The sequence below is a fragment of the Humibacillus xanthopallidus genome (assembly GCF_044793955.1).
Classification (GTDB): Bacteria; Actinomycetota; Actinomycetes; order Actinomycetales; family Dermatophilaceae; genus Humibacillus; species Humibacillus xanthopallidus_C.
The window spans coordinates 2,971,748-2,992,489 of the sequence record NZ_CP084995.1; the positions used below are offsets into that span (position 1 = coordinate 2,971,748).

Here is a 20,742-nt window from a genome sequence, read left to right on the forward strand (position 1 = left end):
GTCGGATGGTTGCCGTTAGAGGGCGGCAAAGCAGCTCGGGACCGGGCGTGGGGCACCCTGCGTGAGCCGCTCTGGGTAGAGCCTGCATGCGCGCACGACCAAGAGCGCGCACGCAAGGGTCAAAGTTACCAGTGGCCCCGCTCCCCTCCAAACCGGCTCCGGTGGCGCCGCCCCCGCCAGGCCGAGGTATGCCGGGTGGCGGGCTCAGCCGGCAGCGCGCGCCCGGGCGATCGTGAGGATGGCGCGCTCGACGGCATAGACGGGGTCGCGCCCGCCGCCCTTGACCTCGTGGTCGGCCGCGGCGATCGCCTGCACGGCGACCGCGAGCCCGTCGGCGCTCCAGTGCCCGACGGCCCGGCGCGCCTTGTCGACCTGCCACGGCGCCATGCCGAGGCTCTTGGCGAGCTGCGCCGAGCTGCCCCGACCGGCTGAGCCCACCTTGATGAGCTGGCGCAGCTGAGAGGCGATGACCGCCACGATCGGCACGGGGTCGACGCCCGAGGCGATCGCGTGGCGCAGCAGCCGCAACGCCTCGCCGGGCTGGCCCGCGACCGTCGCATCGGCGACCCGGAAGCCGGTCGCCTCGACCTTGCCCCCGTGGTAGGTGTCGACGACCGCGTCGTCGACGGTGCCCTCGGTGTCGGAGATGAGCTGCGAGCAGGCCGAGGCGAGCTCGCGCAGGTCCTTGCCCACAGCCTCGACGAGGGCCCGCACCCCCTCGCTCGTGATCTTGCGTCGGGCCGCGGCGAACTCCTTCATGACGAAGTCGGTCTTGTCACGGTCGGTCTTGACGGCCGGGCAGTCGATGACCCGGGCGCCCGCCTTCTTCATCGCGTCGAGCACCTTCTTGCCGCGCATGCCGCCGCCGTGGGCGACGACGAGCAGCACGTCGGGGTCGGGCGCGGCGAGCAGCGTCAGCACGTCGGCCTGCAGCTCCTCGGGCGCCTCGTGCAGACCCGTGACGACGAGCGCCTTGACCCCGCCGAAGAGCGACGGGCTGGCGTGCATCTGCAGGGCGCCCGCCTCATAGGTGGCGGACTCGAGACGGATGACCTCGAGGTCGGGCTCGGAGACACGCGCGCTCGCGACGACCCCGGTGACGGCCCGCTCGACGAGGAACTCCTCGGGTCCGGTGACGAGGACGAGCGACGGAGCGGCCGGGTCGGTCATGGCCCCACCTTCCCACGCTCCCCCGACACCGCCGATCGTCGCCCGCCGCCCGACACCAGCGCCCGCCGTAGCTCGCAGTAGACCGCCCCGGCAACACACCGAGTAGTCGTCAACCTCGGCGGGTGTGCCACGCGGACCCGACGATTGCTCGGTGTGTTGCGTGGGTGGCGGGGCTGGCGTGGCGGGCTCGGGCTGGTGGGGTCGACCGCTCACCCCCGGGCGTATGCCGGGTGGAGGGGTTTCAGTCGAAGAGGGCGCCGGAGGCGAGGGTGAGGTCAAGCTGCTCGAGCCGGGCCGCGATGATGTCCTCGCTCAGCTCGAAGTGGTCGACGAGCTCGTCGAGCTGCATGCCCGACTCGGCCGCGTCGCGCAGCTCGTCGTCCTGGTCGTCGGTCCACGCGTGACCGGCCGTGACGGCGCTGCGGGTCGAGTCCGCGACCGGAGGCGGCCCGGCGACGGGCCGCGGGTGCTCCGTGCCGTCGGCGTCGGCACGGGCTCCCGTGAGCGACCGCAGCACCGGCTCCTCGACGGCGACGGGCGGCGGCGCGGTCGCATCGAGCCGTGACAGCGCAGCCAGCACCATGCTCCTGTCGGTCGTGGGATAGAAGGGTGGCAGCGAGCGCTGGAGGAAGCCGGCATACCGCGCCGTCATCATGCGCGAGTCGAGGAAGGCGACGACCCCGCGGTCGTCGGACCGCCGCACGAGCCGGCCCGCCCCCTGGGCGAGGCGGAGCGCGGCGTGGGTGGCCGAGACGGCCATGAAGCCGTTGCCGCCCATGCGGGCGATGGCCTGCGAGCGCGCCGACGAGAGCGGGTCGTCGGGCCGCGGGAACGGGATGCGGTCGATGATGACGAGCTGGCACGACGACCCCGGCACGTCGACCCCCTGCCAGAGCGTCAGGGTGCCGAAGAGGCAGGTGCGCGGCTCGCGCGCGAACTGGCGCACGAGCGTGGTGATCTGGTCCTCGCCCTGGCAGAGCACCGGGATGTCGTCACCGAAGCGCGCTCGCATGATCTCGGCCGCGGTCTGCGCCGCGCGCATCGAGGAGAAGAGGCCCAGGGTGCGACCGCCCGCGGCCCGCACGAGTGCCTCGATCTCGTCGAGGGTGTCGTCACCGGCCCCGTCGCGGCCCGGCGGCGGCAGGTGCGCGGCGACATAGGCGATCGCCTGCTTCGGGTAGTCGAAGGGGCTGCCCACGTCGAGGCCCTGCCAGGCGGGAGCACCGTCTCCGCGCAGGCCGATGGTGCCGGCGACGGCGTCGAAGGTGCCGCCGAGCTCGAGGGTGGCAGAGGTCATGACGACCGTGCGGGCCTCGAAGACCTTGTCGCGCACGAGCATCGCGACGCTCATCGGGGCCACCCGCAGCACGGGGCCGCGGCGGGGGTCACGGCTCAGCCAGACGACGTCGAGCTCGCGCTCCTCGAGGATGCGCTCGGCGTTCTCGTGCACCTCGTCGACGGCGGCGCGCGCAACCTGTCGGGCGCCGTCGGCCTCCTGCCCGGGCGGCGGCTTGAGGTCGCTCTGCACGGTGCGGGCCGTGTCGCGCACCCGCGCCAGCGCGAGACCGACCGAGTCGGGCACCCCGAGCATCCGCCCCTCCTCGAGCGGCTCGAGGGCAGCAGCGAGCAGCTCGCCCGCCTCCTCGAGGGCGGCACCGTTGTCCGACATGCGACCGGCCTTCTTGGCGGCGGTCATGACCATGGACCCCGTCAGCTCGTCGGTGATGGTCGCCGTGACCCGGTCGACGAGCTCGTGCGCCTCGTCGACGACGAGCACGTCGTGCTCGGGGAGCATCTGACGGCCCTCGAAGGCATCGATCGCCATGAAGGAGTGGTTGGTGACGATGACGTCGACGTCCTTGGCGGCCTCACGAGCCCGCTCGACGAAGCACTCCGTGACGAGCGGGCACTTGCTGCCCATGCACTCGTGCGCCGACACCGACACCTGGCGCCACGCCCGCTCGGTGACACCGGGGACGAGCTCGTCGCGGTCGCCGGAGTCGGTGCTCGAGGCCCACTCGCGCAGCCGCACGACCTCCTGGCCGAGCCGTCCCGCCGCCGCATCGACCTGGCCGACCCCGAAGAGGCCCTCCTCGTCGTCGGGGAAGCCGCCCTCGAGCTTGTTGAGGCACACGTAGTTGCGGCGACCCTTGACGAGGGCATAGGTCGGCCGGCGGCCGAGGACCGGGGCGAGGGCATCGGCGACGCGGGGCATGTCGCGGTCGACGATCTGGGCCTGCAGGGCGAGGGTCGCCGTCGCGACGACCGCGGGCTTGCCGGCCTCGAAGGCGTGCGCGACCGCGGGCACGAGGTAAGCGAGCGACTTGCCGGTGCCCGTGCCGGCCTGGACGAGCAGGTGCTCGTGCTGGTCGATGGAGCGCGCGACGGCGTGCGCCATCTGGACCTGACCGGGCCGCTCGGCCCCACCGACGCCTGACACCGCGGCGTGGAGGAGTTCGTCGAGCGCGGGTCGCTTGGCCATTGGATCAGGGTATCGACGTGCGGCGCCGTCGCCCCCGTGGACCCCCGACCCTGTGGACCGGAAGGCGGCGTTCCGATCGCATCGTCCGGCGGGCGCCCGAGATCACACCCCTCATTGCGGCGATTCTGTTGTGCCGCCGCAGATCCGGGAGTTGTATCGAGTCATGACTGCACCCCTGCCCACCGACCTCGAGATCGCGCACGCGGCGACCCTGCGTCCGCTCGTCGAGGTCGCCGCCGACCTCGGCCTGACCGAGGACCACCTCGAGCCCTGGGGACGCGACGTCGCGAAGATCGACCTCTCCGTCCTCGACGAGCCGCAGGCCGGCAAGCGAGCGAAGTACGTCGTCGTCACGGCCATCACCCCGACACCCCTCGGCGAGGGCAAGACGACGACGTCGGTGGGTCTCGCGCAGGCGCTCGGCCGTCTCGGCCAGCGCGCCGTCGTCGCGCTCCGGCAGCCGTCGATGGGCCCGACCTTCGGCATCAAGGGCGGCGCTGCGGGCGGCGGCTACAGCCAGGTCGTGCCGATGGAGCGGCTCAACCTGCACCTGACCGGCGACTTCCACGCGGTGACGGCCGCGCACAACCTGCTCTCCGCGATGATCGACAACCACCTGCACCACGGCAACAAGCTGGGCATCGACGTGCGCAACATCACCTGGCGACGGGTGATGGACGTCAACGACCGGGCCCTGCGCACCGTCATCGTCGGCATCGGCGCGCGGGAGGACGGGCTCGTGCGCCAGACCGGCTTCGACATCACCGCAGCCAGCGAGGTCATGGTGCTGCTCACCCTCGCCACCTCGCTCGAGGACCTCCGGCTGCGCCTCGGCCGGATCGTCGTGGCCTACACCGTCGAGGGCAAGAGCGTGACGGCCGACGACCTGCAGGCCGCCGGCGCGATGGCCGTGATCCTGCAGGACGCCCTCAAGCCCAACCTGCTCCAGACCCTCGAGGGTGGACCGGCCATCATCCACTGCGGGCCGTTCGGCAACATCGCCACCGGCACCTCGTCGGTGATCGCCGACCTCGTGGGGGTGCGCGGCAGTGACTACGTCATCACGGAGGCCGGCTTCGGCGCCGACATGGGCGCCGAGCGCTTCTTCAACGTCAAGTGCCGCGTCAGCGGGCTCGCCCCCGACGCGGCCGTGCTCGTCGCCACCGTGCGGGCGCTCAAGGCGCACTCCGGTCACTGGACGATCAAGCCCGGCAAGCCCCTGCCCGACGGTCTGCTCGACGAGAGCCCGGAGGAGGTGGAGGCCGGGCTGCCCAACCTGCGCAAGCACATCGAGATCATCCAGCGCTTCGGCATCCAGCCAGTCGTCGCGATCAACGCCTTCCCGACCGACTTCGACTCCGAGCACGCCGTGATCCGTGAGCTGTGCGACGAGATGGGGGTGCGGTGCGCCGTGACCCGCCACGTGGCCGAGGGCGGCGCCGGTGCACTCGAACTGGCCCGCGTCGTGACCGAGGCGGCCGAGGAGCCCACCGACTTCCGCTTCCTCTACCCCCTCGAGATGCCGCTCGTCGACAAGATCGACATCATCGCCCGCGAGGTCTACGGCGCGGACGGCATCGATGTCGGCTCGGCCGCCGGCAAGGCGCTCAAGGAGTACGAGCGGCTCGGTTTCGGCAACCTGCCGGTCGTCATCGCCAAGACGCACCTCTCGATCTCGTCCGACCCCTCCCGCAAGGGCGCCCCCACCGGGTGGCGACTGCCCGTGCGCGAGGTGCGCGCCGCCGTCGGCGCCGGCTACGTCTACGCGATCTGCGGCGACATGCGCACCATGCCCGGCCTGCCGAAGTCGCCCAACGCCGAGCGCATCGACCTCACCGAGGAGGGTTTCATCACCGGCCTGTCGTGACGGCGGTCAGCGCAACGCCCGCTCGTCAGCGCAACGGTAGCCCGTCGACCCGGCGCGCCATGGCGACGTCGTCGCGGTAGTCGGTCTCGCTCAGCTTGAGGCCGCGCGGGAGCCGGCCCACCTCGGTCCAGCCGGCGCGGGCATAGAACTCGCCGAGCCCGAGACCGTCGCGGTAGTCGAGGCGGAGCAGCTCGACGTGCTCCAGCTCCCGGCGCGCCACGCCGACCATGGCGCCGAGCAGGATCCGGCCGAGGTTGCGGCCCTGGGTGGCCGGGTCGACCATGAGCCGCTTGAGGCCGGCGACGTGCTCGAAGGGGAAGCCGCGGTCGTGCTCCCACAGCCCGATGCCGCGCAGCGTGCCAGCGGGCTCCCGCAGGGCGCAGAGCAGGCTGCGCCCGCCGCGCAGGTCGTCGAGGTGGCGCTCCAGCGCGGCGGCCACGGCCGCCCGCGGCGCTCCGGGAAGGAAGCCCACGGACCCGCCGGCGTCGTTGACGCGGACCCAGAGGTCGATGATCTCGTCGCGAAGCGTGTCATCCGCAGCGGCCGCCGCGACCGTCGCCACCCGGGGGGCCTCGAAGTAGAGCATCGGCTCGGCGTCGGTCTGGTCTCGAGGTGCGCGCAGGCCGCAAGCGAGCAGGCCGGCCCGCTCCGCGGTGCGACGCGGGGCCGTGTTGGCCTCGTCGACCATGGCCGTGACCATGACGTGGGGTCGGTGCTTGGCGGCCCAGGCGACGAGGGCCCGAGCGATCTCGAGACCGAGTCCCCCACCGAGCCGGTTGAAGGCCAGCCGGTAGTAGAGGTTGAGAGACCCGGCGTCGGAGTCCTTGTGCCGCAAGCCCGCCCACCCGATCACCTCGCCCGACGCGCGGTCGACGACGGCGGCATACCCCAGCTCGTCGCGCTCCCAGTCGGCCACGTCGTCGGACAGCCGCTCACGACAGCGCGCCGGCGTCGGCATGCTCGTCAGCGCGTGCGCGTAGGTGCGCGGGTCAGTGTGCAGACGGACGTAGTCGTCGAGGTCGGCGAGCATCGGGCGGCGCAGCACGAGCCGCGGCGTCGACAGCCAGGGCTCAGCGCTCACCTCGCCCGTCGCTCCGGTACGCGGCGGTGGCAGTGGCGCTCCAGGACCATGCGCCCATCCTCACCGACGCCACCGACGCGCCTCCCCCGACATGCCGAAGGGCCCCGTGACAGGGCCCTTCGGGTCGCGGCGCGAGAGTGCGTCAGCTGGCGACGACGGCGTATGCCGCGAGGTCGGCCTCGATGACGGGCGTGACCTTGGCCCGCAGCCGGGTGCCGTCGGCGACGTGCTCGCTCTCGAGGATCTCGCCCTCCTCGTGGATGCGCGAGATGAGGTCGCCACGATCGTAGGGGACGAGGACGTCGACCTCGATGTCGGGCTTGGGCAGCTCGCGGGCGATGAGCTCACGGAGCTCGTCGAGGCCCGCGCCGGTGCGCGCCGAGACGGTGATGCAGTGCTTCTCGTGCCGGCGCAGCCGGGCGAGCACCTCCGGGTCGGCGATGTCGGACTTGTTGACGACGATGATCTCCTTGATCTGGTCGCCGCCCACCTCCGCGAGCACGCTGCGCACCGCGGTGATCTGACCCTCGGGGTCGGGGTGCGACCCGTCGACCACGTGCAGCAGCAGGTCGGACTCGCCGACCTCCTCGAGCGTCGAGCGGAAGGCCTCGACGAGCTGGTGCGGCAGGCTGCGCACGAAGCCGACCGTGTCAGCCAGCGTGTAGAGCCGCCCGTCCTCGGTCTCGGTGCGGCGCACCGTCGGGTCGAGGGTTGCGAAGAGCTGGTTCTCGACGAGCACGCCGGCGCCGGTCAGGCGGTTGAGCAGCGAGCTCTTGCCGGCGTTGGTGTAGCCGGCGATCGCGACGGACGGCACGCCGCCCGCCTTGCGGGAATGGCGCCGCGTGTCGCGGCTCGTCTTCATGCCCTTGATGTCGCGGCGCAGCTTGGCGATCTTGGTGTTGATGCGGCGGCGGTCGAGCTCGATCTTGGTCTCACCGGGCCCGCGCGAGCCGATGCCCTCACCGCCGGCGACCCGGCCACCGGCCTGGCGCGACATCGACTCACCCCAGCCACGCAGGCGCGGGAGGAGGTACTGCAGCTGCGCCAGCTCGACCTGGGCGCGACCCTCGCGGCTCTTGGCGTGCTGGGCGAAGATGTCGAGGATGAGCGCGGTCCGGTCGATGACCTTGACCTTGACGACGTCCTCGAGGGCGCGGCGCTGGCTCGGGGCCAGCTCGCCGTCGCAGATGACGGTGTCGGCGCCCTCCTCGACGACGATGTCGCGCAGCTCGATCGCCTTGCCCTTGCCGAGCCAGGTCGCGGGGTCGGGCTTCTGGCGGCGCTGCACGACACCCTCGAGCACGGTCGACCCGGCGGTCTCGGCGAGGGCCGCGAGCTCACGGATGGAGTTCTCGGCGTCGTCGGCGGTGCCCTCGGTCCAGACACCTGCGAGCACGACACGCTCGAGGCGCAGCTGGCGGTACTCGACCTCGGTGACGTCCTCGAGCTCGGTCGAGAGGCCCTGGACGCGACGCAGCGCGGCGCGCTCCTCGCGCTCGAGCTGGTCGCCGTCATAGAGCGGCAGCAGCGTCTCGTCGAGCTCGTCGTGGGTGTCGTCGAAGCCGTCGCCCAAGGCGTCGGCCCGCGTGCCGAGCAGGTCGCGCTCGCGCATGGTGTCTCGGATGTCGATGGCGGGGCGGTTGCTGTGGTTCGTCGTCATGTTCTCCCTATGGTCCCACTCGTCCAACGCCACGAGCCACTCGTTTGTGCCCGCGTCCCCCGGCCAAGGATGTCGGGGCGTCCGTGGCCGATAGCGTGGGCGCCGATGAGCGAGCAGCCCGACCACTACTTCACCGCGGAGCCGGCATCCCCCTCCGAGCGACGTCAGATCATCGTGCGCCTCGACGGCAGACCCGTGACGCTGACGACGGCCAAGGGCGTCTACTCCCCCGAGCGCCTCGACCCCGGCACGGCCGTGCTCCTGACGGGCGCGCCCGACCCCAGTCCCACCGGGGCCCTGCTCGACCTCGGCTGCGGGTGGGGACCGATCGCGCTCACCCTTGCGCTGCGCTCCCCCGGTGCCCGGGTCTGGGGTGTCGACGTCAACCGCCGGGCCCTCGACCTCGCGCGCGCCAACGCCGCCGAGCTGGGCCTCGAGACGATCACCTTCAGCGAGCCCGACGACGTGCCCGCTGACCTGCGCTTCGCGACCATCTGGTCCAACCCGCCCATCCATGTCGGCAAGGCGGCCCTGCACGCCCTGCTCGAGCGCTGGCTCCCCCGGCTCGCCGACGACGGGGTCGCCCACCTCGTCGTGCAGAAGCACCTCGGGTCCGACTCGCTGCAGGCGTGGATCAACGCCCAGGACTGGGGTCTGCGGTGCACGCGCCTGTCGTCCGCCAAGGCCTTCCGCATCCTCGAAGTTCGGCGCACCTGATCACGGGACGCTGTCGACCGCAGGCCGAGCTAGGCCGTCGCGGCCGACCATGAGGAATCACCTCGAACCAGCAGAGCGCCCTACGGGTGGAGGTCCGAGCTGACGAGGGAGTAGACGACGAGGTCGACCCGTCCGGCACGGACGTAGCCGGCGTTGCGCGCCACGCCCTCACGGACGAAGCCGGCGGACTCCGCAGCGCGCTGCGAGGCCACGTTTACGGTTGCCGCGCGGATAACGACACGTTCGAGACCGTGCACGCGCAGGGCCCACTCCGCCAGCACGCGAGCCGCGCGCCCGGCAAGCCCGCGACCTCTGCCCCACGGTGCGACCCAGTAGCCGATCTCGGTTGTGCCCGACACCCAGTCCGTTGCCTTGAGGTCGATGCAACCGTGCAGGCGCCCGTCGACCTCGACGGCGAAGACGATGCCGCGCCCGGTCTCCCGCGCAGTGGTCGCGACCTTGCCGACGAAGTCCTCGGCATGACGCCGTTCGTACGGATGCGGTAGAGGCAGCCACTGGAGGGTCGAGCCGTCCTGGCAGGCGTCCGTGATGTCGTCGACGTCCGTGGACGACAGGGGTCGCAGAACGAAGCCTTGGCCCGTGACCGTCGCCGGCGCGAATCTCCTCTCGGCAGGCGCCGTCACAGCGGGAAGTCGCCGTCGGCGACGAGCTCGGCCGGTCCCGCGAGCTCGACCCGCTGCCCCGGCAGCGGCGTGACCGTGAGTCGCCCGCCGGGCACGTCGACGGTCCACGGCGAGAGGTCCTCGACGCCCGACCAGAAGCGGGTCGCGAGCGCTGCAGCGGCGGCGCCGGTGCCGCACGAGCGCGTCTCGCCGACCCCGCGCTCGTGGACGCGCATCGCGATGTGGCCGGGGCCCTCGGTGCGCACGAACTCGACGTTGGACCCGCCGGTCGGCTCGGGATGCAGCTCGGGTGCCTCGGTGAGGTCGAGGTTCTCGAGGGTGATGCCCTCGGGGAGCATGACGACGGCGTGCGGGTTGCCGAGGTCGAAGGACAGCGCGGGCACGGGCTTGCCGTGCCGCGGCTTCACCATGACGTCGAAGCCGTCACGTCGCGCCCCCTCCTCGTCGACGAGGCGCCAGGGACCCAGGTCGACGGCATACCCCTCGTCGGTGACGCGGACAGTCTTGACCCCCGCCCGCGTCGCGATGCTGAAGGAGCTGCCGAAGACGAGGCCCTCGCGGCGCAGGAAGGCCGCGAAGACGCGGGTGCCGTTGCCACACATCTCGGCGAGCGAGCCGTCGGCGTTGCGGTAGTCCATGAACCACTCGGCCTCCGGCGCGAGCGCCCGCACGGTGTCATCGGTGGCAAAGCGGGTGCGCACGACGCGGATCACGCCGTCGGCGCCGATGCCGGCGTGCCGGTCTGCGATCCGCTGCACCTGGGCCGGCGTCAGCTCGAGCGAGCCCTCGAGGTCGGCGACGAGGATGAAGTCGTTCTCGGTGCCGTGGCCCTTGGTGAAGCGTGTCATGCGGGCCATTCTCCGGTATGCCGCCGGGCCGGGCTCGGCGGGTCCACCGGGTCGCCGTGGGGCCGCGGTCCGAGGGGGTCGTCGGGGTCGACGGGGTCGTCGGAGCGGCCGGGAGTATGGGCGATGCGCGACGCGTGCACCCGGGCATGGGCGATCGCGGCCGGCGTCGTGTCGAAGAGGTGGTTCTCGTGGGCGAGGCCGTCGTGGACTCCGAGCTCGCGCAGCACCCGCTCGTGCTGGGGCTGCACACCCGAGAGCAGCACCGTGATGCCGCGGCCCTCGAGCCGCGAGATCGTGTCGGCGAGCACGGTGGCACCGGTGGCGTCGATGACGGTGACGCGCGCCATGCGCAGCACCACGACGCGGACGTCGCTCACCTCGGTCAGCTCGAGCAGGAAGTCATGCGCGGCGCCGAAGAAGATCGGCCCGTCGATCCGGTAGGCGACGATGTGCTCGTCGAGCAGTGCGAGCTCCTCGTCGGAGTGGTCACTGTCATCGAGGGGGACCTCCTCGAGCCGGGCCGAGCCGGCCGCCTGCCGCAGCACGAAGAAGCCGGCCATGACGAGTCCGAGCAGCACCGCCATCACGAGGTCGAGCAGGACCGTGGCGGCAGCGGTGCCGACGAGCACGATGGCGTCACCGCGCGAGGACCGCAGCAGCGCGCCGAGGCTCGAGACGCGCACCATCTGCACCGCGGTCGCGATGAGGACACCGGCCAACGCGGCCGTGGGGATGAGGGCGACCCAGCGGGAGGCGACGAGCACGATGACGAGCAGGACCACGGCGTGGGTCACGGCCGAGAGCCGTGACACCGCTCCGGAGCGAACGTTGACCGCGGTCCGCGCGATGGCCGCGGTGGCGGGGATGCCACCGAAGAGCGGCGCGGCGAGGTTGGCGATGCCCTGTCCGACGAGCTCCCGGTCGGAGTCGTGCCGCTGCCCGACGCTCATGGCATCGGACACCGTGGCGGACAGAAGGCTCTCGAGCGCGGCCAGGGCGGCCACGGCGACGGCGGGGAGCAGGAGCGAGTCGAGGTCGGAGAGCGCGATCGTCGGCAGTGAGGGAGCCGGCAGGCCTGCGGGGATCGTTCCGATCGTGTCCAGACCCAGGGCGAGCACCGCGTTGGCGACGGTCGCGAGCACGACGACGACGAGGGCCCAGGGCAGGCCCGGACGCAGGCGGGCGAGTCCGAGCACCCCCGCCACCACGGCCGCCGCGACGACGAGCGAGGCGGCCGCCGGATGGGAGGCCCACGTGACGGCGGCCCCCGCCGCCTGACCGAGCACCTTCTCCCCCTCCGCGCCCACGCCGAGGGCGGCAGGGATCTGCTGCAGCAGGATGATGGCCGCGATGCCGAGCGTGAAGCCCTCGACGACGGGGACGGGGACGTAGCGGATGAACCGGCCGGCTCCGGCATAGCCGAGCCCGATGAGCACCATGCCGGCCATGAGCCCGACGACGAGCACGCCGTTGGCGCCGTGGGTGGCGATGATCGGCACGAGGACGACGGTCATGGCGCCCGTGGGGCCGCTGACCTGGACCCGGCTGCCGCCGAAGATCGCGGCGACGGCGCCGGCCACCACGGCCGTCACGAGACCGGCCGTAGCGCCCAGGCCCGAGCTCACCCCGAAGCCGAGGGCGAGGGGCAGCGCGACGAGACCGACCATCAGCCCGGCCGGCAGGTCTCTCCCCCAGCGCACCGAGGCCCAGTCGGAGCGACGGGGAGCCAGGCTCACCACGCGCCGCCACTGCTGGCGCGACCAGCCACGAGCGGCGGGCAGGTCGAGGTCGACCTTCATGAACCGGCCGTTGGGGTCAGCTCGGACTCGAGCTCGCCCTGGACGGCGATGATGCCGGAGAGGATGCTGCGCGCCGCCAGCAGCAGGTCGCGCACCTCGGGCACGCTGACGGAGTAGACGACCTCGCCGCCGACGCGTGCCGACGTGACGAGGGACGTGCGTCGCAGGACGGCGAGCTGCTGCGAGAGGCTGCTGGGCTCGATGTCGATCCGGTCGAGCAGCTCGTGCACCGCGTGGTCACGCTCGGAGAGCAGCTCGAGGATCCGGATGCGTGCCGGGTGACCGAGCGTCTTGAAGAACTCTGCTTTTGCCTGGTAGAGCGGCACGCTCATGGGACGACCCTTCGATGTTGACTTGATCAGTTGCAAACATTATCAAGTCTTGCTCAGGAGCGACACCCCGGGGCCCGGGGCTCAGCGCCGGGCCGTCGTGAGCAGCTCACGCACCTCGTCGACCTTGGGCACCCGGCCCGAGACGACCACCACCTCGTCGACGACGAGGGCGGGGGTGGACATCACGCCGTAGCCGACGATCACCGCGACGTCCTCCACCTTCTCTACCGACGCGTCGAGACCGAGGGTGTCGATCGCCTCACGGGTGACCCGCTCGAGGTTCTTGCAGTTCCTGCAGCCCGGGCCCAGCACCTTGATGATCATGGCTTCTCCTTTGCAGACGTCCGTGGCGCCGCGCCTCAGGTGAGGACGGCGTTGAAGAGGTAGCCCACGGCGACGATGCCGACCCCGACGACGGCGGCGAAGGTCGCGAGCAGCTGGGGCTTGAGGATGCGACGCAGCAGGATCATCTCGGGCAGGGACAGCGCGACGACGGCCATCATGAAGGCCAGCAGGGTTCCCATCGGCAGGCCCTTCTCGTAGAGGGCCTGGACCATGGGCATGACCCCAGCGGCGTTGGAGTAGAGCGGGATGCCGACCAGCACGGCGATCAGCACGCCGAGCGGGTTGTCGGCACCCGCATACGTCGTGAAGAACTCCTCGGGCACCCACCCGTGGATGACCGCACCGACCCCGATGCCCACGAGCAGGTAGGGCCAGATCTTGCGCAGGACGGTGACGACCTCCTCGCTGCCCATCTGCACCCGCTGCTCGAGGGTGAGCCCCGCCGTGGAGTCGATGACCTGACCGCCGAGCGTGGTCTCGAAGACGAACGGCTCGACCCACTTCTGCACGCCGAGCCGGCCCAGGACCCACCCCGCCACGATGGCGATCGTGAGGCCAGCGCCGATGTAGAGGGCGGCGACCTGCCAGCCGAACAGGGTGAAGAGCATGCCGACGGCGATCTCGTTGATGAGGGGGCTTGCGATGAGGAAGCTCATGGTGACCCCGATGGGCACGCCGGCCGCGACGAAACCGATGAAGGCCGGTACGGCGCTGCACGAGCAGAACGGCGTGACGATGCCGAGGCCCGCGGCCATCACGTTGCCCACGCCCTCGCGCTTGCCTCCGAGCAGGGCGCGCGTGCGCTCGATGCTCATGAAGGACCGCAGCACGGTGACGACGAAGATGATCCCCACGAGCAGGAGCAGGATCTTGATGCTGTCGTAGAGGAAGAAGTGGATCGTCTCGGTCAGCCGCGCGGCCGGATCCATCCCGAGACCGTCATAGAGGACCCGGTCCCACAGCCACCCGTTGACCCAGTAGGCCGCGACCCACGCGAGAGCGGCTCCGGCGAGGCGTACCGCCGTGTGCCGGCTCGTCGTGGTCGTGAAGAGTCCTGTGTCGCGCACCGAGGCGCCGTCCTCATCGGTGACCGCCACCTCGACGAGGCGTGACTCGGCCACACTCCGATTTTATGGCGCGTCGACCGGCCGGTGAGCATGGTGTGAGATCGCCGACTGCGAGATGGCGGCCCAGGCCCGCTCGAGCAACCGCGCCCGGTCGCCGTCGGTCGCGTCGAGCCACACGATGCGCGGGTCGGGGCGGAACCACGACTCCTGCCGCCGGGCGTAGCGACGCGTCGCCTGGGCCGTGTCGGAGCGGGCCTGCTCCTCGCTCAGGGTGCCGTCGAGCACCGCGATCGCCTGGCTGTAGCCGATGGCGCGTGACGCCGTCACGCCGTCACGCAGGCCGTGGTCGAGCAGGCCCTCGGTCTCCTGCCGCAGCCCGGCCTGCCACATCCGCTGCACCCGCCGGTCGATGCGCTCGTCGAGCACCCCGCGGTCGACGCGAAGGCCCAGCATGACCGCAGGCGTGAGGAACTCGCGTCGGGGCATCGACGCGCTGAAGGGGCGCCCGGTGATCTCGATGACCTCGAGGGCACGCACGACCCGCCTCACGTTGCCGGGCAGGATCTGGGCGGCAGCGACCGGATCGCTCTCGCGCAGACGTCGGTGCAGTACGGGTCCTCCGAGGCGCTCCGCCTCTGCCTCCAGACGCGCGCGGACCTCAGGGTCCGTGGGCGGGATCTCGAGCCGGTCGAGGGCTGCGCGCACGTAGAGGCCAGAGCCACCGACGAGCACGGCGCGGCGGCCGCGACCCGCGATGGAGGCGAGGTCGGCCCGTGCTGCCTGCTGGTAGGCGGCGACGGTTGCCTCCTGCGTCACGTCAAGCACGTCGAGCTGGTGGTGGGCGATGCCCCGTCGCTGCTCGGGCGGCAGCTTGGCCGTGCCGATGTCCATCCCCCGATAGAGCTGCATGGCGTCCGCGTTGACGATCTCGGCGTCGAGCCGCTCGGCCAAGTCGAGCGCGAGGTCCGACTTGCCGGTCGCGGTGGGCCCGGCGACCGCGATCGTCGGCGCCGCGCCGGACTCGCTCGCGGCTGCGGGGTGAGGCGCTGCGGGAGGGGAGCCGGTCACCCGGCGAGCTCTCCCGAGTGGCCGTCTGCGTGCTCGAGCGGGGCGGTGTCGTCGTCGTGGCCGAAGGGGTCCTCGTCAACACCTGGCAGCCAGGCGTGCCCGGGCTTGCCCCACCCGTTGCGCTTGACCGCCTTGCGCGCCTTCTTGGACTGCCGGTCATCGAGCCGATCGACGTAGAGCGTGCCGTTGAGGTGGTCGTACTCGTGCTGCATGCACCGGGCGAACCAGCCGGTGGCGTCGAACTCGACCCGGTTGCCGTCGAGGTCGAGACCGATGACGTGCGCACGGTCGGCGCGCTTGAGCGGGAAGGCCTCCCCGGGCACGGAGAGGCAGCCCTCGGTCTCCTCGTCGGGGTCCGGTCGCTCCTGCGGGATGCGCGACGTGGTGACCGTGGGGTTGATGACGTGACCCTGCTCGGGCACGCCGTCGTCGTTGGCCATCTTCCAGATGAAGACGCGCAGGCCCACCCCGATCTGCGGAGCCGCGAGGCCGACACCGTTGGCCGCGACGTTCGTCTCGTACATGTCGTCGACGAGGGTGCGGAGCTCGTCGTCGAACTCCGTCACGAGGGCAGCCGCCCGGTGCAGGACGGGCTCACCGGTGATGACGATGGGGCGCACGGTCATGCGCCAAGTCAAGCATGCAGCCGCGGCCGCCTCCGAATCGCCGTCAGGAGGAGGTGCACGCGGCCGCAACGGGCGCGGCCGCGGGACGGCCGATCGACGGCATGCCGAGGCTGACCGTCGGCTTGCCCGTGCCGTGGGGGACGTCCTGCAGCGCCGACCACGCGTCTCCCCCGGAGGTGCGCCGGACGGCATACGGGTCGCCCTGCACACCGGAGTCGGCGACGAGGTGGTGCGGTGCGCCGTAGGTGACGGCCACCGTGACGGCGTCACCCGGGCGCGGCAGCTCGGCGCCCTCCGGGACGGCGAAGTGGACGAGACGGTTGTCGCGAGCCCGACCCGACAGACGCTTGGTCTGTAGATCCTTGCGGCCCTCCGACGGGGCGACGAGGACCTCGACCTCGCGGCCCTCCAGGCGACGGTTCTCGGCCCAGCTGACCTCCTCCTGCAGGGCGATGAGCCGCTCGAAGCGCTCCTGCACGACCTGCTTGGGCACCTGCTGCTCCATCGTGGCGGCGGGGGTGCCCGGGCGGATGGAGTACTGGAAGGTGAAGGCGCTGGAGAACCGCGCGGCTCGCACGACGTCGAGGGTGCCCTGGAAGTCGGCCTCGGTCTCGCCCGGGAAGCCGACGATGATGTCGGTCGTGATCGCGGCGTCCGGGATGTGCTCGCGGACGGCGTCGATGATGCGCAGGAACTTCGCGCTGCGATAGGAGCGGCGCATGTCCCTCAGCACCTTGTCGGAGCCGGCCTGCAGCGGCATGTGCAGGCTCGGCATGACGTTGGGCGTCTCGGCCATCGCCAGGATGACGTCGTCGGTGAAGGCCGCCGGGTGCGGGCTGGTGAAGCGGACGCGCTCGAGGCCGTCGATCTCACCGCAGGCCCGCAGCAGCTTGCCGAAGGCGAGTCGGTCGCCGAACTCCACCCCGTAGGTGTTGACGTTCTGCCCGAGGAGCGTCACCTCGACGACGCCCTGGGCGACGAGCGCCTCGATCTCGGCGAGGATCTCGCCGGGACGGCGGTCCTGCTCCTTGCCGCGCAGGCTCGGGACGATGCAGAACGTGCAGGTGTTGTTGCAGCCGACCGAGATCGAGACCCAGCCGCTGTAGGCCGAGTCGCGTCGGGTCGGGAGGGTCGAGGGGAAGACCTCGAGGCTCTCGAGAATCTCGACCTCGGCCCGCTTGTTGTGCGCCGCCCGGTCGAGCAGCGCCGGAAGCGAGCCGATGTTGTGGGTGCCGAAGACGACGTCGACCCACGGGGCCCGCTCCACGATCGTGCCGCGGTCCTTCTGGGCCATGCAGCCACCGACGGCGATCTGCATCTCGGGCTTCTTCAGCTTGGCCTGCCGCAGCTGTCCGAGGTTGCCGTAGAGCTTGTTGTCGGCGTTCTCGCGGACCGCACAGGTGTTGAAGACGACGACGTCGGCGACCTCGGGACGCTCCCCCGCCGGCAGGCCGGCGAGATCGACGTAGCCGGCGGTCTCGAGCAGGCCCGACAGACGCTCACTGTCGTGGACGTTCATCTGGCACCCGTGGGTGCGCACGTCGTAGGTCTTGGGCGCCCCCGACGTCGGCGCGGACTCAGGGCGGGTCTGAAGGCTGGGCTGCATCGTCATGGCCCGTCAAGAGTACGGCGTCGCGCCCGCCCCGCCGATCTGCTCCCGTGCCGCGGCGTCTCGCAGGGCGGTCCCGCGGAATAGGCGGCATGCTGGAGCCGTTCTCCTCTTCGCTTGACAATTCAACGACGTGCTGCAACAGTAGTTGTTGAAAGTTCAAATACCTACTTCCGAAGGAAACATCATGGGTCTGTTCAACCGCTCCAAGGACGAGGTCGTCACCGAGGCCGCCTCCGTCGCCGTCGACGACATCTCCGGTGACTACGCCATCGACCCCAGCCACACCCGCATCGGCTTCTCCGCCCGCCACGCGATGGTCACCAAGGTCCGCGGCCACTTCGACCAGTTCGAGGGCAACGCGCACGTCGACACCACGACGCCGGCCAACTCGTCGGTCAACGTCACCATCGAGGCCGCCAGCGTCACGACCGGCAACGAGCAGCGCGACGGTCACCTCAAGACCCCCGACTTCTTCGACATCGCCAACTACCCGCAGATCACCTTCGTGTCGACCAGCGTCGAGCGTGACGGCTCCGAGTGGGACATCACGGGTGACCTCACGATCAACGGCGTGACCAAGTCCGTCACGATCCCCTTCGAGGAGACCGGCTCCGCGAAGGACCCGTTCGGCAACACCCGCGTGGGCTTCGAGGGTGACGTCACCATCGACCGCACCGAGTGGAACCTCTCGTTCAACGCCGCCCTCGAGACCGGTGGCGTCCTCGTCAGCGAGAAGGTCAAGCTCGAGTTCGATGTCTCGGCCATCGCGATCGTGCCGTCCGAGGTCTGAGCGACCTCGTCAGGACACCCTCGCGGCAACTGCCGCTGACCGAAGGGTGGGGAGCCGATGCTCCCCACCCTTTCGCGTGCGCCCAGCGCCCCGCCTGGTGCCCCCGCTCGCGCGGAGTGACCACCCCGGTCGCCGGTGTCGTGCCGCACTGGCGCACCGTCGACCCGAGGCCGGGTCGCCGCAGCGCTCAGTCGCGCTGGTGCTCCGGAGCGGCGTCGACCGCCTCGCGGATCACCGGCCAGGCCACCTCGCTGGAGTAGCCCTTGCGCGCGAGCAGGCCTGCGAGACGGCGCGTCTGAACCTCGGGAGCCAGTCCGTGCAGGCCCCGCATCCGCTTCTCGACGAGCTGCTCGGCACGGACGCGCTCGTCGCCTGCGCCGACCTGGCTGAGGGCCTCGTCGGCCACCTCCTGGTCGATGCCCTGCTTGCGCAGCTCGTGCGCGAGGGCTCGCCGCGCCAGGCCCCTCTCGGAGTGCCGTGCGCGCACCAGCATCTCGGCATAGGCCTCGTCGTCGACGAGGCCGACCTCCGTCATGCGGTCGAGGACGCGCCCCGCGACGTCGTCGTCGCAGCCTCGCTGGCGCAGCTTCCGCTCGAGCTGCACCCGGCTGCGCGGAGCCATGCTCAGCTGACGCAGCACGATGGCGCGGGCCACGGACTCCGGGTCGGCCTCCGAGGCGGCCGCTGCCGGGTCGTCAGGCGGGGGAACGCGATCCGCGGAGGATGCCCGGGACCGAGAGCGTCGACGGGACGCCGAGCCGGCGGGAGGCGGCCCGGCCGCCGCCACAGCCTCTGCTGCTGCAAGGGCGGCGGTGGCTCGGGCCAGGCGGTCCTCCACCGAGGCATCACGTGCTGAGTGCCCGACCGCACGGTCGTCACCCGTCATGATCAGAAGTCGACGGGCACGTCCGAGACCTCGGCCGGCTGGTCGACGCGCGGCCCGACCCCGAGCTTCTCCTTGACCTTCTTCTCGATCTCGTCGGCGAGGTCGGGGTTGTCCTTGAGGAAGTTGCGGGCGTTCTCCTTGCCCTGACCGAGCTGGTCGCCGTCGTAGGTGTACCAGGCGCCGGCCTTGCGGACGAAGCCGTGCTCGACACCCATGTCGATGATGCCGCCCTCACGGGAGATGCCGTGACCGTAGAGGATGTCGAACTCGGCCTGCTTGAAGGGCGGGGCGACCTTGTTCTTGACGACCTTGACGCGGGTGCGGTTGCCGACCGGCTCGGTGCCGTCCTTGAGGGTCTCGATGCGTCGCACGTCGAGGCGCACCGAGGCGTAGAACTTCAGTGCCTTGCCGCCGGTCGTGGTCTCGGGCGAGCCGAACATCACGCCGATCTTCTCGCGGAGCTGGTTGATGAAGATCGCGGTCGTGCCGGTGTTGTTGATCGCCCCGGTCAGCTTGCGCAGGGCCTGGCTCATGAGTCGGGCCTGCAGGCCGACGTGGCTGTCGCCCATCTCGCCCTCGATCTCGGCTCGCGGCACGAGCGCCGCCACCGAGTCGACGACGATGATGTCGATCGCACCGGAGCGGATCAGCAGGTCGGCGATCTCGAGCGCCTGCTCCCCCGTGTCGGGCTGGGAGACGAGCAACGCGTCGGTGTCGACGCCGAGCTTCTGGGCGTAGTCGGGGTCGAGCGCGTGCTCCGCGTCGATGAACGCCGCGATGCCGCCGGCCTTCTGCGCGTTGGCGACGGCGTGGAGAGCGACCGTCGTCTTGCCCGAGGACTCCGGGCCGTAGATCTCGACGACCCGGCCGCGCGGCAGGCCGCCGATGCCGAGAGCGACGTCAAGGGCGATCGACCCGGTGGGGATCACCTCGATCGGCGCACGGACGTCGTCGCCCAGGCGCATCACGGCGCCCTTGCCGTAGCTCTTCTCGATCTGCCCCATCACCGAGGCGAGCGCCTTGTCCTTGTCCTTTGCCTGCACCGATGCCATGTCGGGTCACCTTGTCTGCCGTCTGCGCTGCGGTCGTCTGCCTTCGACCCGTGCACGGCCTCGTCGTGAGATGTGCTGTCGGGTCAGACGTTAGGTGCCGGCGCCGACATCGGGGTGAACCACGAGACGGCCTGTGGATGATGCGGGTGGTGGCGCAGGACCTGTGGACGACAGTACCGAACACCTGTTCGACAGGCGGGAGCGACACGCCGCTCCTGCTCAGCGTCCTGCGGACCCGCCCTGCGCGCCACGTGCCACGCGGTCGTCGCGCCCGAGACGGCGCTGCGGGGGCACGTCCATGTCGTCGCACAGCGCCTCCCAGACGTCGCGCGGTGGCACGCCGTCGGCGATCGCCTGCACGGCCGTGCGCTGCTGCAGCGCACCAAGCACGTGGTCGCGGGCGAGCGAACCGGCATACGCCGGACCGAACTCGTCGTCCATGAGGGTCCAGAAATGGCTCATCCGCACCGGGTCCTCCTGACCTGCGTCACCTCGGTCGCGGCGCGGGTCCCTGCCCCCGGCCTGCGTCACGATCCGGGCCAGCATACGCGCGCCGCCGCGGTGCCCCGCGGCACCGTGGTCCCTGCCACCTGATCGCGGGGGCCCTCCCCGCGAAGGCGTCTCCTCGGAACCCCCACAGCCTCGCGGGTGGTCCCAAGGTCATCACAGCGTTGCGCGATCCTGCCATGCACGTCG

General features: G+C 71.3%; 19 protein-coding genes. 3 read left to right on the plus strand and 16 right to left on the minus strand.

Annotated features, from left to right (window positions below; all coding sequences use genetic code 11):
• Nucleotides 1–204 precede the first annotated feature (204 nt).
• Both holA and LG278_RS13285 read right to left on the minus strand, forming a co-directional pair.
• On the minus strand, nucleotides 205–1,170 hold the full coding sequence (gene holA / locus LG278_RS13280; RefSeq protein WP_404387545.1) for a DNA polymerase III subunit delta: 966 nt from the start codon (nucleotides 1,168–1,170) through the stop codon (nucleotides 205–207).
• Nucleotides 1,171–1,411: 241 nt separating this feature from the next.
• Nucleotides 1,412–3,652, minus strand: coding sequence for an ATP-dependent DNA helicase (locus LG278_RS13285; protein WP_404387547.1), 2,241 nt, complete (start codon nucleotides 3,650–3,652; stop codon nucleotides 1,412–1,414).
• Between the two features lie 163 nt (nucleotides 3,653–3,815).
• Between LG278_RS13285 and LG278_RS13290 the strand changes: the two genes are divergently transcribed.
• Nucleotides 3,816–5,519, plus strand: coding sequence for a formate--tetrahydrofolate ligase (locus LG278_RS13290; RefSeq protein ID WP_404387549.1), 1,704 nt, complete (start codon nucleotides 3,816–3,818; stop codon nucleotides 5,517–5,519).
• 25 nt (nucleotides 5,520–5,544) lie between these two features.
• Here LG278_RS13290 and LG278_RS13295 read toward each other — a convergent pair whose 3' ends face one another.
• A complete protein-coding gene (locus LG278_RS13295; protein WP_404387551.1) occupies nucleotides 5,545–6,600 on the minus strand; it encodes a GNAT family N-acetyltransferase in 1,056 nt (351 codons plus the stop codon).
• A gap of 142 nt (nucleotides 6,601–6,742) precedes the next feature.
• Nucleotides 6,743–8,260: a GTPase HflX gene (gene hflX, locus LG278_RS13300; RefSeq protein WP_404387552.1), complete on the minus strand. Its 1,518-nt coding sequence runs from the start codon at nucleotides 8,258–8,260 to the stop codon at nucleotides 6,743–6,745.
• A gap of 105 nt (nucleotides 8,261–8,365) precedes the next feature.
• Between hflX and LG278_RS13305 the strand changes: the two genes are divergently transcribed.
• Complete coding sequence (locus tag LG278_RS13305) at nucleotides 8,366–8,977, plus strand: class I SAM-dependent methyltransferase (protein WP_404387553.1); 612 nt, start codon at nucleotides 8,366–8,368, stop codon at nucleotides 8,975–8,977.
• An 80-nt stretch (nucleotides 8,978–9,057) separates the two neighbouring features.
• Here LG278_RS13305 and LG278_RS13310 read toward each other — a convergent pair whose 3' ends face one another.
• The 9 genes from LG278_RS13310 to miaB form a co-directional block, all read right to left on the minus strand.
• Nucleotides 9,058–9,621 (minus strand): GNAT family N-acetyltransferase, encoded by a 564-nt coding sequence (locus tag LG278_RS13310; RefSeq protein WP_404387555.1) that lies wholly within the window; start codon nucleotides 9,619–9,621, stop codon nucleotides 9,058–9,060.
• Complete coding sequence (dapF, locus tag LG278_RS13315; protein ID WP_404387557.1) at nucleotides 9,618–10,469, minus strand: diaminopimelate epimerase; 852 nt, start codon at nucleotides 10,467–10,469, stop codon at nucleotides 9,618–9,620. Before dapF ends, LG278_RS13310 begins: the two co-directional genes overlap by 4 nt.
• On the minus strand, nucleotides 10,466–12,268 hold the full coding sequence (locus LG278_RS13320) for a SulP family inorganic anion transporter (protein ID WP_404387559.1): 1,803 nt from the start codon (nucleotides 12,266–12,268) through the stop codon (nucleotides 10,466–10,468). The genes dapF and LG278_RS13320 overlap by 4 nt, the downstream gene beginning before the upstream one ends.
• Nucleotides 12,265–12,600 (minus strand): ArsR/SmtB family transcription factor, encoded by a 336-nt coding sequence (locus LG278_RS13325; protein WP_404387561.1) that lies wholly within the window; start codon nucleotides 12,598–12,600, stop codon nucleotides 12,265–12,267. The genes LG278_RS13320 and LG278_RS13325 overlap by 4 nt, the downstream gene beginning before the upstream one ends.
• 81 nt (nucleotides 12,601–12,681) lie before the next feature.
• Complete coding sequence (locus LG278_RS13330) at nucleotides 12,682–12,924, minus strand: thioredoxin family protein (RefSeq protein ID WP_404387563.1); 243 nt, start codon at nucleotides 12,922–12,924, stop codon at nucleotides 12,682–12,684.
• A 35-nt stretch (nucleotides 12,925–12,959) separates the two neighbouring features.
• The gene (locus LG278_RS13335) at nucleotides 12,960–14,066 is read right to left on the minus strand and encodes a permease (protein ID WP_404387565.1); all 1,107 of its coding nucleotides are present in this window, start codon (nucleotides 14,064–14,066) and stop codon (nucleotides 12,960–12,962) included.
• A 9-nt stretch (nucleotides 14,067–14,075) separates the two neighbouring features.
• Nucleotides 14,076–15,080: a tRNA (adenosine(37)-N6)-dimethylallyltransferase MiaA gene (gene miaA, locus LG278_RS13340; protein ID WP_404387567.1), complete on the minus strand. Its 1,005-nt coding sequence runs from the start codon at nucleotides 15,078–15,080 to the stop codon at nucleotides 14,076–14,078.
• Nucleotides 15,077–15,706, minus strand: a complete 630-nt coding sequence (def, locus tag LG278_RS13345) for a peptide deformylase (RefSeq protein ID WP_404387569.1) — start codon at nucleotides 15,704–15,706, stop codon at nucleotides 15,077–15,079. The genes miaA and def overlap by 4 nt, the downstream gene beginning before the upstream one ends.
• A 43-nt stretch (nucleotides 15,707–15,749) precedes the next feature.
• The gene (gene miaB, locus LG278_RS13350) at nucleotides 15,750–17,318 is read right to left on the minus strand and encodes a tRNA (N6-isopentenyl adenosine(37)-C2)-methylthiotransferase MiaB (protein ID WP_404387571.1); all 1,569 of its coding nucleotides are present in this window, start codon (nucleotides 17,316–17,318) and stop codon (nucleotides 15,750–15,752) included.
• A 184-nt stretch (nucleotides 17,319–17,502) separates the two neighbouring features.
• Between miaB and LG278_RS13355 the strand changes: the two genes are divergently transcribed.
• Entirely contained in the window at nucleotides 17,503–18,108 is a 606-nt protein-coding gene (locus tag LG278_RS13355; RefSeq protein ID WP_404387573.1) for a YceI family protein, read from the plus strand.
• Nucleotides 18,109–18,295: 187 nt separating this feature from the next.
• On the opposite strand, the gene LG278_RS13360 is transcribed toward LG278_RS13355, so the two are convergent.
• The 3 genes from LG278_RS13360 to LG278_RS13370 all read right to left on the minus strand — a co-directional run bounded on the left by LG278_RS13360 (nucleotide 18,296) and on the right by LG278_RS13370 (nucleotide 20,508).
• Nucleotides 18,296–18,763, minus strand: coding sequence for a regulatory protein RecX (locus LG278_RS13360; RefSeq protein ID WP_404387575.1), 468 nt, complete (start codon nucleotides 18,761–18,763; stop codon nucleotides 18,296–18,298).
• A 233-nt stretch (nucleotides 18,764–18,996) separates the two neighbouring features.
• Complete coding sequence (gene recA, locus LG278_RS13365) at nucleotides 18,997–20,046, minus strand: recombinase RecA (protein WP_404387576.1); 1,050 nt, start codon at nucleotides 20,044–20,046, stop codon at nucleotides 18,997–18,999.
• Nucleotides 20,047–20,265: 219 nt separating this feature from the next.
• Complete coding sequence (locus LG278_RS13370; RefSeq protein WP_404387577.1) at nucleotides 20,266–20,508, minus strand: DUF3046 domain-containing protein; 243 nt, start codon at nucleotides 20,506–20,508, stop codon at nucleotides 20,266–20,268.
• Between the last annotated feature and the right edge of the window lie 234 nt (nucleotides 20,509–20,742).

Excerpts from the sequence above, each read along its gene's own strand:
- LG278_RS13325 (WP_404387561.1), bottom strand. The coding sequence starts at position 12,600 with ATGAGCGTGCCGCTCTACCAGGCAAAAGCAGAGTTCTTCAAGACGCTC.
- LG278_RS13330 (WP_404387563.1), bottom strand. The coding sequence starts at position 12,924 with ATGATCATCAAGGTGCTGGGCCCGGGCTGCAGGAACTGCAAGAACCTC.
- def (WP_404387569.1), bottom strand. The coding sequence starts at position 15,706 with ATGACCGTGCGCCCCATCGTCATCACCGGTGAGCCCGTCCTGCACCGG.
- LG278_RS13290 (WP_404387549.1), top strand. The coding sequence starts at position 3,816 with ATGACTGCACCCCTGCCCACCGACCTCGAGATCGCGCACGCGGCGACC.
- LG278_RS13355 (WP_404387573.1), top strand. The coding sequence starts at position 17,503 with ATGGGTCTGTTCAACCGCTCCAAGGACGAGGTCGTCACCGAGGCCGCC.
- LG278_RS13305 (WP_404387553.1), top strand. The coding sequence starts at position 8,366 with ATGAGCGAGCAGCCCGACCACTACTTCACCGCGGAGCCGGCATCCCCC.
- hflX (WP_404387552.1), bottom strand. The coding sequence starts at position 8,260 with ATGACGACGAACCACAGCAACCGCCCCGCCATCGACATCCGAGACACC.
- holA (WP_404387545.1), bottom strand. The coding sequence starts at position 1,170 with ATGACCGACCCGGCCGCTCCGTCGCTCGTCCTCGTCACCGGACCCGAG.
- dapF (WP_404387557.1), bottom strand. The coding sequence starts at position 10,469 with ATGACACGCTTCACCAAGGGCCACGGCACCGAGAACGACTTCATCCTC.
- LG278_RS13285 (WP_404387547.1), bottom strand. The coding sequence starts at position 3,652 with ATGGCCAAGCGACCCGCGCTCGACGAACTCCTCCACGCCGCGGTGTCA.
- recA (WP_404387576.1), bottom strand. The coding sequence starts at position 20,046 with ATGGCATCGGTGCAGGCAAAGGACAAGGACAAGGCGCTCGCCTCGGTG.
- miaB (WP_404387571.1), bottom strand. The coding sequence starts at position 17,318 with ATGACGATGCAGCCCAGCCTTCAGACCCGCCCTGAGTCCGCGCCGACG.
- LG278_RS13320 (WP_404387559.1), bottom strand. The coding sequence starts at position 12,268 with ATGAAGGTCGACCTCGACCTGCCCGCCGCTCGTGGCTGGTCGCGCCAG.
- LG278_RS13370 (WP_404387577.1), bottom strand. The coding sequence starts at position 20,508 with ATGAGCCATTTCTGGACCCTCATGGACGACGAGTTCGGTCCGGCGTAT.